The sequence below is a fragment of the Thiomicrospira pelophila DSM 1534 genome, assembly GCF_000711195.1.
GTDB classification, from domain to species: Bacteria; Pseudomonadota; Gammaproteobacteria; order Thiomicrospirales; family Thiomicrospiraceae; genus Thiomicrospira; species Thiomicrospira pelophila.
Window position 1 is genome coordinate 1,979,316 of record NZ_JOMR01000001.1, and the last position, 12,668, is coordinate 1,991,983.

13 protein-coding genes are annotated in these 12,668 nt (G+C 44.8%); 7 read left to right on the forward strand and 6 right to left on the reverse strand.

The annotated features are described in order from the left end of the window. Positions 1-16: 16 nt before the first annotated feature. Together N746_RS0109545 and dut are read right to left on the reverse strand one after the other, a co-directional pair. Complete coding sequence (locus N746_RS0109545) at positions 17-1,078, reverse strand: phospholipase A (RefSeq protein ID WP_051678618.1); 1,062 nt, start codon at positions 1,076-1,078, stop codon at positions 17-19. A gap of 36 nt (positions 1,079-1,114) precedes the next feature. Beyond that, entirely contained in the window at positions 1,115-1,576 is a 462-nt protein-coding gene (gene dut, locus N746_RS0109550) for a dUTP diphosphatase (RefSeq protein WP_029936079.1), read from the reverse strand. Between the two features lie 164 nt (positions 1,577-1,740). On the opposite strand from dut, the gene arfB reads away from it, so the two are divergent. The 4 genes from arfB (at position 1,741) to N746_RS0109570 (ending at position 4,916) form a co-directional block, all read left to right on the forward strand. Continuing rightward, a complete protein-coding gene (gene arfB, locus N746_RS0109555; RefSeq protein WP_425426648.1) occupies positions 1,741-2,151 on the forward strand; it encodes an alternative ribosome rescue aminoacyl-tRNA hydrolase ArfB in 411 nt (136 codons plus the stop codon). 136 nt (positions 2,152-2,287) lie between these two features. Then, complete coding sequence (locus N746_RS0109560) at positions 2,288-3,031, forward strand: DUF4395 domain-containing protein (RefSeq protein ID WP_029936083.1); 744 nt, start codon at positions 2,288-2,290, stop codon at positions 3,029-3,031. Positions 3,032-3,051: 20 nt separating this feature from the next. Further along, positions 3,052-3,435, forward strand: coding sequence for a DUF302 domain-containing protein (locus N746_RS0109565; RefSeq protein ID WP_029936084.1), 384 nt, complete (start codon positions 3,052-3,054; stop codon positions 3,433-3,435). A gap of 125 nt (positions 3,436-3,560) precedes the next feature. Continuing rightward, entirely contained in the window at positions 3,561-4,916 is a 1,356-nt protein-coding gene (locus N746_RS0109570; RefSeq protein WP_029936086.1) for a GGDEF domain-containing response regulator, read from the forward strand. 10 nt (positions 4,917-4,926) lie between these two features. Here N746_RS0109570 and coaBC read toward each other — a convergent pair whose 3' ends face one another. Genes coaBC through N746_RS0109585 form a run of 3 tightly spaced genes read right to left on the reverse strand, consistent with a single transcriptional unit; the run spans position 4,927 to position 7,247 of the window. Then, positions 4,927-6,177 (reverse strand): bifunctional phosphopantothenoylcysteine decarboxylase/phosphopantothenate--cysteine ligase CoaBC, encoded by a 1,251-nt coding sequence (coaBC, locus tag N746_RS0109575; protein ID WP_029936088.1) that lies wholly within the window; start codon positions 6,175-6,177, stop codon positions 4,927-4,929. Between the two features lie 9 nt (positions 6,178-6,186). Then, on the reverse strand, positions 6,187-6,585 hold the full coding sequence (locus tag N746_RS0109580; protein ID WP_029936089.1) for an acyl-CoA thioesterase: 399 nt from the start codon (positions 6,583-6,585) through the stop codon (positions 6,187-6,189). Beyond that, complete coding sequence (locus tag N746_RS0109585) at positions 6,585-7,247, reverse strand: alpha/beta hydrolase (RefSeq protein WP_029936090.1); 663 nt, start codon at positions 7,245-7,247, stop codon at positions 6,585-6,587. Before N746_RS0109585 ends, N746_RS0109580 begins: the two co-directional genes overlap by 1 nt. Before the next feature lie 59 nt (positions 7,248-7,306). Here N746_RS0109585 and lptM point away from each other — a divergent pair, with 59 nt between their 5' ends. Continuing rightward, complete coding sequence (lptM, locus tag N746_RS0109590; RefSeq protein ID WP_029936091.1) at positions 7,307-7,486, forward strand: LPS translocon maturation chaperone LptM; 180 nt, start codon at positions 7,307-7,309, stop codon at positions 7,484-7,486. 32 nt (positions 7,487-7,518) lie between these two features. Then, complete coding sequence (lysA, locus tag N746_RS0109595; protein WP_029936092.1) at positions 7,519-8,769, forward strand: diaminopimelate decarboxylase; 1,251 nt, start codon at positions 7,519-7,521, stop codon at positions 8,767-8,769. Between the two features lies 1 nt (position 8,770). Here lysA and N746_RS0109600 read toward each other — a convergent pair whose 3' ends face one another. Beyond that, positions 8,771-9,892: a hypothetical protein gene (locus N746_RS0109600; protein ID WP_029936094.1), complete on the reverse strand. Its 1,122-nt coding sequence runs from the start codon at positions 9,890-9,892 to the stop codon at positions 8,771-8,773. A 199-nt stretch (positions 9,893-10,091) separates the two neighbouring features. Between N746_RS0109600 and N746_RS0109605 the strand changes: the two genes are divergently transcribed. Continuing rightward, a complete protein-coding gene (locus N746_RS0109605; protein ID WP_051678619.1) occupies positions 10,092-12,668 on the forward strand; it encodes a methyl-accepting chemotaxis protein in 2,577 nt (858 codons plus the stop codon).

Genomic DNA, 12,668 nt, shown 5'->3' on the forward strand with positions numbered 1-12,668 from the left:
AATAAGCTGAATTTTATCATAACCAGCTGTTTAACTGCACGCCTATGCCAATCGAGTTATTTAAGTGATTATAGTCAATTAGGCTTTCACCATAACCATAAAACCACTGCACATGGCCTTGCAAATTACGGTGAATTCGGTAACTGTAATTCAGCTCAAACGCGCCATAATTATCATCGGCATCAAAGTTATTTCGAAACATCATATTAACGTGATTATTACCCAGCTTGGTCGCAAAGTGGAGTTCACCCGCCCCCATATATTCCAAAATATTTGGATTATCGTCTTTGCTATCTTGCTCTGGCAAACGCCACCAGGGTTTCACCGTTATGACGTTATTACCACGCTCAAAAATAAAGCGAGCGTACGCTCGGTTCCATGAACGCGAAATTGGATCGCCACGCCCATTAGATTGATGCGACAAACCAAAATCAATTAGCCGGTTCCGCCAACCGAGAAACTCAATATTTTGATCATAGGTTACCCATAACTCGGGCTCATGATTGGTTTCGCGGAACGGCCTAGAAAGTCCGGTATTGTAAGCCTGCCAAAACGAGCGATTGGTATAAGCTACAAACCAACGACCACCCAGCATGTTATCCGCTATAGGTATTTTCAAACTGACTTGAAACTTGGTTTCAACCCGCTGCAAATCACCTTCAATGGTCTCAACGTAATTCGCTCCTTCATATGGCTGCTCATTGGGTTCAGCGAAGTTATACGCACCAATCAAAATATAGTTTGGACGATAGGGTAGCATAATATAAGGCTCAAACTTATTACGCCTTTCCGCTTGAATACGTTCTTCAAGCGCGGTGGGGCTTTTAGTAGTTTCGAAAACCTGATCGAGTTCGACTGGCTTAGGTTCGACTTCTAAACAACGCTCACGCAACGTTTTTAAAGTCATATCGTCCGGGGCATATTTTAAACCCTCTTGTAGACAGTCGGAATTCAACCCTTCTAACGCAGTCGAGTTCTTAACGACGGGCTGTGCCCATAAAACTAGACTATTTAAGCTTAACACCAGGCCAGCTAATAAACGCACTCGCTCCACTCGGCCAACATTAGGTGTTTTCATTTCTTGCCCTTTTAACGATTATTCGCCGGATTAAATTTAATGCGTTCCCGTATGACCAAAACCACCCATACCACGTTCACTTGACTCGCCAAATTCCTCCACCTTTGTAAAAACTGGTTGCAAGACAGGAACGATCACCATTTGTGCAATTCGTTCACCGACCTGCACAATATAAGGTGTATCACTGCGATTCCAGCAGGAGACTTTTAACTCCCCTTGATAATCTGAATCAATCAAACCCACCAAGTTGCCTAATACAATCCCATGTTTATGACCTAAACCCGAACGCGGTAATAACATCGCCGCCAAACCGACATCGTCTAAGTGAATCGCTAAGCCGGTGGGAATTAATTGAGTTTCTCCCGCTGCAATCGTAAGCGGCTCATCAATACATGCTCGCAAATCAAGCCCCGCTGAACCTTGAGTCGCATAATGCGGCATTTCAATTTCGTTACCCAAGCGCGGGTCTAGAATTTTGTATTCCACCTGTATGGTCATGCAGTTTCCTTTTAAGCTGGCGTTTTATATCGATTTATAAATTAAATTTGTGATGTATTTTACACGATTCATGACTTGCCGATTCAATCGGCATCGTTCACATTGCTTTAGTTGTTAAAATGCCTGATCTCATTAGAAAACCAAGTTTAAACTCTATGATCTACATCAACCATCACATTCAGATTGATGAGTCCGAAATCGAGCTTAAAGCGATTCGATCACAAGGCGCGGGCGGTCAGAATGTCAATAAAGTCTCTTCAGCGGTGCATCTACGTTTTGATATTCGCGCCTCCAGTTTGCCGGATGAAGCCAAGCAAAAACTCTTAAAGCAACGTGATCATCGGATTACCAAAGACGGGCTGATTGTGATTAAAGCCCAACAGTTTCGCACCCAGGAACAAAACCGCGAAGCCGCGATTAAACGTTTAATTGAATTGATTCAACAATCCTTACGCGTCGAAAAGCCCCGCCGCGCCACAAAACCGACCCGGGGCTCACGCGAACGCCGTTTAAAATCCAAAGCTCAAAAAGGTCGCACCAAAAGTCTTCGGGGTCGTGTAAAGGATCTCGACTAAATTCATTTATTTAGTCATATCGCCTCATTAAGTTTTTCTATTGGCTTTTGTAGCTAGCAAGGTCGTAATATTATGAAACGTTAATATTATAAAAATACGACCTACTTTATTCAGTAGGCTGATAGGAGCATATTTAATGTGGCAAGCATACTTAAACGCGATTAAAAACCTCTGGTTTCGTGACCCTACCGAATCCCCTCTTTACATTAACGATACGGCTGTGCGTATTCGCGCGGGTATTTTGTTAATTATTCCACTCTATATGGGCTTAACCCTCTATGATGCGATTTATGTTTCAAACTGGGTCGTGGATGGTAATACCTCCGTTGATACTTATGAGCTTGATTGGGATGGCCATATTATTTACCAAGTCGAAGCGATCCGCCGAACCTTTGACTGGACGGTGCAAACTTGGGTGTTATTTTATGCCTTGTTCGATATGTTGTCTGGCATGTCAAAGTGGACATCACGTTTATCACCAACCATCTTAATTGCCAGCTTATTAGCCGCTGACAAACCACCGGTGTGGAAGCCTTTGGTACCTAAACGTTTTGCTTGGGCTTTGGGCAGCAGCTTTATTGTGGTGTGTATCGTGTTTTTTAACCCTGATACTACTGCACGCATAATCAACTCAATCCTAAGCACTGAAATTCCAACACATATTAACTATATGCCTTTTTGGATACCGCTAGTATTGGTCTGGGTGTGCCTTGGTTTCATGTGGATGGAAGCGATTTTGGGCTTCTGTGTGGGTTGCAAAATCCACTCAATGTTAGTCTGGATGGGTATTCTTAAAGAAGAATGTGAAACTTGTAACAATATAGATTGGGATGAAATTGCGCGCCGTCATCAAGAGCGCCAACAACAAAAAAGCGACTAAAACCCGCAAAGGAATTTGTTATGTACTATGTAGTTGAAACCTCAAAATCGTTTGAACAAGCCAGCCAAGACCTAGAAGTGGCGGTAAAAGCCAATCAGTTTGGCGTGTTGCATATTCACGATTTAGGCCAAACGCTCCGCAGCAAGGGTTTTGATTTCTACAACCAATGCCGTGTGTTTGAAGTCTGTAGCCCAGCTCAAGCCTCAAAGGTTCTAGCCGTCGATATGAACTTGAATATGGCGCTACCTTGTCGAATTTCGGTCTTTACCGAGCAAGGCGTGACAAAAATCGGCATGATCCGACCTGAACCCATGCTGGCGATGTTGTCGGACAACGCAGACCTACATAAGATTGCCCAGGAAGTAGAGTCAGCAACCCAAAAAATGATTGATCAAGCCAAATAGTTACAAAGAACCATTGTTCATTCTGTTCGATTTATAGAGGTAGATCATTTTTAGCGAATAAACTTGTTCTATCTCGCCTAGGTCTATATGATTACGGATTATTTATAGCACACCAAACAATTCGTATGAATATCCTTATCGTTGATCCCTCAGTAAGTTATCGCACCCTAATTAACAAAACCCTCACGAATGCTGACACCCGAGTTATCGAAGCCGCCAAGGGGCAAGATGCGCTGAAGCTTTTAAAGAAGCAACCTCCGGCGGCCATTTGCATAGCTCACGAGCTTGGCGATATGGATAGTTTTAAATTTTTAAAAAAAATTAATCTCAATTCTTTTTTAAGTAATATTCCTAAATTTCTACTGACCTCTAACGCGAGCCAAGATTTTAAGCGCCTAGCTTATGATGCAGGCTTTACTGAAATTTTCATAAAATCCGATTTTCCATCTCTCAAGCGTGCGTTGCACAGCTTATTACTCTACACCACCTTAAATATTCCGGCTCGGGTGCTGTATGTCGAAGACGCGCAAAGTACCGCCGACTATACCAGTCATATTATGAAAAGCGCGGGCTGGCAAGTGTTGCATGTTAAAAGTGGCGAAGCCGCCGCTGAACTGCTAGACACTAGTAAAAAACCTTTTGACTTAGTCGTCACCGACCTAGTACTTGAAGGCCAAGTGAGTGGTATGGGATTAATCAACCTAATCCGTCATGGTAATGAAAAAATACGGGATATTCCGATTCTGGCCGTGTCAGGCTGGAATGATTTATTGCGCCAAGTTTATGTACTGAAACACGGTGCGGGTGATTTCATTGCCAAACCCTTTCACGAAACGGATTTTTTAGCACGCGCGATTAATTTAATCGTGACTAAACGCGCGTTGGATGAATCGGTCGCGGCGCAAACCGCCTTGTATGAAAAAGCCAATCTAGACATGGTTACTGGCTTAAATAACCGTCACTTTTTAGAAGAGTTTGGCGATAAATTAATTCAAGCAGCGATTGAAAAAAATGAAGGCGTGGCACTGATGTTGATCGATATCGACCACTTTAAAGAAATTAACGATACTCATGGTCACCAGGTCGGCGATAATATTTTACGTCAGGTCGCTTCAGTCACCAAAAGCCTCAGTCATAGCCAAGATATTGTGGCGCGCTTTGGGGGAGATGAGTTGATTGTGATTATGAAAAACACGCATCATCAACAGGCTCTAGACCGAGCTGAAGCGTTACGCGAGCAGATCTCACAATTACAGCCTGGCTCAATTAACGTCACTTGCACATTCGGCTTAGCTTGCCACGATAAAAAGTTAGCGCCGCAACTAGCCGCTTTACTTAAAGACTTAAACCAGCTTGATGAAGGTCACGTGGTAATTGATTTTGATAAGCTATTTAAAGCGGCCGATCATTCGCTCTACCAAGCTAAACAAGCGGGCCGAAACAAAGTTTGTATGAATAACCTGCTCGATCAAGCCGAGTAAATGCACTAATTTAGCGCGTATTTTCCGCTTGATTCTGTTGGATAAAGCTCAGCAAAAGTTTCGCTTGTTGGATTTTAGATGACGGCGAAAGCGGCCATTCTTGATCTTGGGTGATCAACGTTAAAGCATTGTCATCGGTATCAAATCCGCGCCCGTCGCCCACTTGATTGGCGCAAATCATATCCAAACTTTTACGCTGCAACTTGGCTTTGGCATGTTCCATCAACTGCTGAGTTTCAGCCGCGAAACCCACCACATAAGGTTTATCCTTTTGCACCGTGACCCAGGCGATAATATCTGGGTTTTTAACCAGCTTGAGCTCTAACTCGTCTTGATTGGAGTCTTTTTTGATTTTGTGAGTGGCAGGATTGGCCACTCTAAAATCGGCTACCGCCGCCGCGCCAATCATGATATCGGCTTGTGCATAATTTTGTTTTACGGCTTCAAACATCTGCATGGCTGAACGTACGTCGATTCGCGTCACGCTTGGTGGCGTGGCCAGATTAACCGGTCCACTGATCAAAATTACTTTTGCACCCCATTCAGCCGCCGCCGCGGCGATCGCAAACCCCATTTTGCCAGAGCTGCGATTACCAATAAAACGTACCGGGTCTAGATCTTCATAGGTTGGCCCAGCGGTAATTAGTAGCGTTTTATCCGACCACCAGGCCTGGTACTTATTCTTCACCAGGCCTGGTGCTTTGTCTGTATGAGCTGTCGTAACGGTTAGCTTGTCGATTTGCTGAACAATGTATTCAAAAATAGTGGCTGGCTCAGCTAAACGCCCCGCCCCCACTTCTCCACATGCCTGTTCACCCGACGCCGGCTCTATCATTTGCCAACCGCGTGCTTGTAAAGCCGTGACATTGTCCTGGGTGGCGGCATTCGTCCACATCAAACGATTCATCGCTGGTGCAAACAAAATCGGGCGGTCAGTGGCTAAACACAAAGTAGTTAACAAATCATTCGCCATGCCGGCGCGCAAACGTGCCAACACATCCGCTGAGGCGGGCGCAATAACGATCACATCCGCCCAGCGTGCTAGTTCAATATGCCCCATGCCGGCTTCTTGCTCGAGATCAAACAAGCTGTCGCGCACTTTATGACCGCACAAGGCTTGAAAGGATAAGGGTTGAATAAACTGCTTTGCGCCTTCCGTCATCACCACCTGCACTTGGTAGCCGGCTTTGACACATAAGCGCACCAATTCCAAGGCTTTATAGGCGGCGATTCCGCCTGACACACCGACCAACACTTTCATATTCATTACCTAATCATTTTGCGGTGTAAATAGACTGTCCAGCTCGGGCGGAATTTCTGGCCGACCGCGTGCATTCAAACCCGTTCCGATGACTCTGGCTTGCATAACTAATTTATCATCATTTGAACGGTAGATATGTTGAATAAAGGCAAACTTGAGGCGCGATTCGCGAATACATTCGACCGTAATGTAAAAGTCGTCCTGTGGGCGTAACGAGGCTTTGTAATCTAACTCGGTTCTAGTAACGACGAGATTAATGCCTTGTGCGCTTAAATTGGCAAAATTGACGTTATTGGCGAGTAGGAATTCATGGCGGGCGTGTTCAAGATAATTTTGATACACACTGTTATTCACCACTCCTTGAATATCACATTCATAGTCGCGCACGCGCATAGTTAGAATAAACATTAGCGGTTTCCTTGCAATAATTGCTGGCTTAACCAGTTTCCGATATATTCAACCTCTTCTAAACAGAGTTGGTGCTGCATATCGTAAACTTGCCAATCTATTTGGTAACCTTTTGTGCTTAAGTCGTCTTGCGCTTTAGCGCCCAACTCAAACGGCACAACGGGATCTTGACGACCATGAATCATCAGAATCGGTACTTCGCGATGCAAATGAAACTGCTCTACCAACGGGCACCAAGTGGATAACGCCATAATACCGCCCAAACTATGGTCGTAACTCAAGCCCGCATGCAAGGCAACCAACCCGCCTTGTGAAAATCCGGCGAGGATAATGTTTTTGGGATCGATTCCAGCGGTTTCTTGTTCATTTATTAATTTATAGACTTGGTGACAAGCAACTCGAATTCCGGCTGAATCCACATCGTTTTGCATATCTAACGAACGAATATCAAACCACGAACGCATTTGCATACCGCCGTTAATCGTCACGGGTTGGATCGGTGCGTGTGGAAAAATAAACCGAATCGCATGATCATCGGGCAAGCCTAAACTGGGGACAATTTCTTCAAAGTCATGTCCATCCGCACCTAAACCGTGCAGCCAAATGACGGCGGATTTAGCTGGTAAAGAAGGTTCGACAATAACCGGTAATAGTTCAGACATATCAATGCGTTCCTAGATTCTGGTAAAATGGCGATCATTTTAACGCGATGGCATCAAATATGAAACGCAAGCCGCTCATGTCTTTAGAATTAAAACCTTTTTTGTTTGCCGTCAGCTTATTGGTGATGGCGTTTGTGTTGAGCGGTTGTGGCAAAAAAGGCCCGCTCAACTTACCGCAGGCTAGCCAAATAGACACAAGCTTTAACGCACCAAATCACTCAACTCGTCAGCCTTCTTGAACCCGTTTCTGCATGCTGAATAAGGATTATCCATGAACGACGTTTTTCACTACCAACAAAATCAGTTAATGGCCGAACAGGTCTCTTTAAGCGATTTGGCAAAACAATATGGTACACCGCTGTATGTGTACTCTCGCACCGAGCTGGAACAACGCTGGCAGGCGTTTGATCAGGCCTTTGGCACTCAGCCACACTTGGTATGTTATGCAGTCAAAACCAACTCCAACGTAGCCGTCTTGCAAGTCTTAGCTCACTTGGGTTCAGGCTTTGATATTGTTTCACAAGGTGAACTCGAACGTGTATTACGTGCTGGTGGACAAGCTGATAAAGTCGTGTTTTCGGGTGTCGCTAAAAAAGAATCTGAAATTGAGCGTGCGTTGGAAGTCGGTATTCGTTGTTTTAATGTCGAATCGCATGCCGAGCTGGATCGCATCCAAACCGTTGCCAAACGTGTGAATAAAATCGCGCCCATCTCAATTCGAGTCAACCCAGATGTGGACGCCAAAACCCATCCTTACATTTCAACTGGTTTGAAAGAAAACAAATTTGGCGTCGATATCCAAACCGCACCGGAACTTTATCAAACTGCGGCCGCTTGCTCTCATATCAAAGTGATCGGCATTGACTGCCATATTGGTTCGCAACTAACCGAAGTGCGGCCGTTTGTGGATGCGCTTAAAAAGGTTTTGCAACTTAAACAACGTTTGGCCGATCAAGGGATTGAGATTCATCACTTAGATTTAGGCGGTGGGCTGGGGATTCGTTATACCGAAGAAAACCCGCCTGAGATTGCCGACTACATCCAGGCGTTATTAAGCGAGCTGAATGATCCGACTATTGAAGTGATTATCGAACCGGGTCGTGCGATTGCGGGCAATGCTGGGGTATTAGTAACCGAAGTCGAATACTTAAAACCATCAGATCATAAGCATTTTGCCATTATTGATGCCGCCATGAACGACTTAATTCGTCCAGCCTTGTATCAAGCTTATCAACAAATTATCCCACTCAACCCACGCACTGATGGTGTTGAGGCTCGCTGGGATTTAGTTGGCCCGGTCTGTGAAACCGGTGACTTTTTGGGGAAAGATCGCACACTTAATTTAAAAGCTGGCGACTTACTGGCGGTATTATCAGCGGGTGCTTATGGCTTCACCATGAGTTCAAACTATAATACACGTCCGCGGGCCGCCGAAGTGATGGTGCAGAAGCACCAGGCCTGGTTAGTACGCCCACGTGAGACCTATCAAGACTTAATGGGCTCTGAAAAGCTACTCGACTAATTTAGTCTAACTCTGTTTTTTTTAAGCTCACCAACCACAACTCGACTTGCGTTTGCAACGCCGCGCTGGCAAGTTGATTGTCGGCTTGGCGCAAACGTCGAACCTTCGGGCTCGCCACGTCTTGCTTATCCAATAACAAACCTACCGTCTGCCCCTCAAACAACCAAGCCCACAATTGTAACTTCGGCTGTGAATAATCTAACCACCAGGCCTGGTGCTGTTGACGGCTCAAGGCCTGCCATTCAGCGAGCTGCGTTAATAATTGGGGTTGGTTTGACAGCTCCACCTTAGTGGCTTGAGACGGCTGATCTAATGCTTGATTCAACCAGGCCTGGTATAGAGTTTCGACTTCGACCAAATATCGACATTCACCAATTTTATGGGTGACATCGGCTTCTCCGATAAATTCAGCCAAGCGATACACATCCTCCAACAAGGCGACCATTGACTGACATTGCATTGGTCGACAAGGCATGCGAGCCAAACTCTGATGCAAACGTTGTCCAATGAGTTCCGGAAAGCGTGCCGCCAAGGATAATGCCATCGAGTTAATACGCGGTAAGCTTTGTAATGAATTCAAGCGTCGTTCGTCCAATAAACAGACCTGCACTTGCTCTAATAACTCACTATTGACCTGGCGTAAACGTAGACTACGCAGAAACTTGAGGGTTTCGCTCTTGCCTGGCCAACCCAGCTTTTCAACCATATCCGTGCGTTTAGACTGAAAAAGAGCCACTCGCTCAGCTTCCGTCAAAGGCGCTCGCACTAACTCCCATGCCAGTAGAGGCGCATGGTCCAATAACTCCAACATTTGTGGATAACGACCGGCATAATGCAACAAGCTAAGCTGATGGCTAGGAAATAGCTGACAACTTTCCACCACCCATTTCGGAATCTGCTGTAACCAAAAGCGTAACTCGCTATGAATCGACCAACTCAACACATCTAACGCGGGCGCATAATGCGGAATCGGTTCGGCCGATAACATCATTTGATCCCAACTCGGCAGGCGCAACACGCCTTTTTCCGGCCAAATCTGACGCAAATCTAACCAAAGCACTTGCTCTTCCAAATCCCAATAAAGTTTGCGCGAAAGTAAACGACTGTATTGACTGGGTTTCAATTTAGCTAACCTATGTATTCAAGAGGTGCAACAGTATAACAATTTATACAAACGCAAACGATACCAAGCCTAACCTGATGTAAATCAAGTTTTATGTTTATAAACCAACGACATACAGATTAATCATAAACTATTAGCATAAAATAATTTCCTACTAAATATCCGTTCGTAAATAACCGCGTGGCTGCTGGAGAAACTTATGAGACAAAACCTACCCGTAACCCAAAAACTAAAGCCAATTCCACAAAACTATCGTTTAGTCTCACGAACAGATACCGATGGCACGATTGTCGAAGCCAATGATGAGTTTATTGAAATTAGTGGTTATACCGAATCTGAGTTAATTGGTCAGCCACATAACTTATTGCGCCACCCAGATGTACCGCCTGCCGTTTTTAAAGATATGTGGCAAACTCTGCAGTCCGGCGAAGGTTGGACACAAATTGTTAAAAACCGCACTAAAAATGGCGATCATTATTGGGTCAAAGCAAATGTGGCACCCGTTAAAAAACAAGATCAAATTACCGGTTATATTTCCGTCCGCATGCCAGCTACCGAAGCCGAAATAGAACTGGCCACCACGGCCTATCCCTTAATTAACAACGGACAACTGCTTATTAAAAAGGGACAGGTTTTTACGCCTTTACGTGCCAAGCTGGATAACCTGAACCCATTTAAGAATTGGTCGTTGTTGGCTAAGCTGAGTTTAGGCAATGTGATGTTATTGGGTTTGGCCGTATGGGTGATAGCTTGGATGCGAACTAGTGGCTTAAACCAACTCAACCAAACGGATGCACCAGGCCTGGTGGCTGGCCAACTGCTTACCCAATTTGGCTGGCTCAGCATTCTATTACTGGTCGTTTTATCCACTTACTTTGCGATCATGAATTATGTATTGGTATCTCGGCCCTTACGTTCTTTACAAAAAATTATGCAATGCTCTCAGCGCACAGGCGATTTAAGCGTACGTGCCGTGGTTAAAAATCAAGATGAAATTGGTCAATTAGCCCGCACTTACAATCAACAAATGCAAAATATGCAGGTTGCAATTGGTGAAGCCGGACGCATGTTATCGGCGATTGCGCACGGTAGACTCAGCGCCACCACCAGTATTCCTATGCAAGGCGACTTTGACCTACTCAAGGCCAGTACTAACCTTGCAACTCAGGCGATGCGTCAGACGACAGAAGAAATAACAAAAGTATTACATGAGATTCGTAATGGTAACTTTAGTTACGAATCCAATACCGAGTTAGAAGGTGATTATCAACAAGCCGTTGAATATGGTCAAACCGCTATGGTGACTCTGAAAGGCGTGTTTTTTGAAGTCAATGAGTTAATGGACCAGGTATCTGAAGGCTATTTTGAAAAACGTATTCATGCCGAAGCACAAGGCGAATTAAAGCACCTTAAAGACACTATAAACCAAACGTTGGATCAACTTGAAAAAGCCATCGCTGAAACCACGCAAGTCATGGTCGCTCAAGGCTCTGGTGATTTGACCAAACGCATACATCTTCCGCTTCACGGCACTTTGAGCATTTTAAAAGATGGGGTCAACAATGCGACTTCAAATGTATCCAGCCTGATGTCTCAGTCTAACTTTTCAGTACTACGTTTATCAGAAGGCACCAACCGCATTTCGGTTGGCATTCAAGACCTCGCTCAACGCACCCAGCAACAAGCCGCCTCACTCGAAGAAACCGCCGCTAGTATGGAACAAATCACCTCGACAATCCGCCAAACGGCCGATAATGCTCGACAGGCTCAGGGCTTATCTGATCAATCACGCCGTGAGGCTTCTAACGCCAATCAGGTAGTCAAACAGACCATTGACGCAATTCATGAAATCAATGACTCAAGTAGTAAAATTGGCGAAATCACTAACCTTATTGATAGCATTGCTTTTCAAACCAATTTACTGGCTTTGAATGCGGCTGTAGAGGCGGCCAGAGCAGGTGATCATGGTCGCGGTTTTGCAGTCGTCGCTTCGGAAGTTCGCAGCTTAGCCCAAAAATCGGCCGAAGCGGCTAAACAAATCAAAACCTTAATTGACGACACCTTAATCAAAGTTCAGCAAGGCACTGAACTCGCCAATCAATCTGGCCAAGCAATTGATGTCATCAACCACTCAATAGAACAAGTCAGCCAAATTATTGATGAAATAAACCAGGCTACTACCGAACAATCCCAAGGGGTTGAACAGGTGAATAATGCGATATCTTCAATTGACACGGCTACTCAGCAAAATGCCACACTGGTTGAGGAAACCGCACAACAAACACAGCAAATGACTCGTTATGCGAACGAAGTTATTGAACTATCAAAAATGTTCAAGATTGATTTAAAGGAGATTAATTTTGAAACCGCCATGCAAACGGGTCAATTTGCTTTTGCACAAGCTCGCCGTGCGCATCAACAATGGAAAGGGTTGATTACCGCTTATATTGCAGGCATGGACGTTGGCTTAAACTTAGAGGCCGCGACCAATCACACGAAATGTGGCTTAGGAAAATGGTTCTATAGCGCAGAAGGACAAAAGTACGCTCATCTGACAGAAATGAAGCAGGTAGAAACATGGCATGAAGAGCTACATAAAACCATTAAGCGCATTCTCACTGCACACGACAACCAAGACTTAGCGCTCATAGAAGGCGAGTTTATAAAACTGGATGAATGCAGTGAACAAGTCATTAAATACCTAACCGAGGCTGAATTAGCGGTCAAGAATTTAGAATCAGCTCATGCCAAATCTTTGGGTCATACAACTAAATAA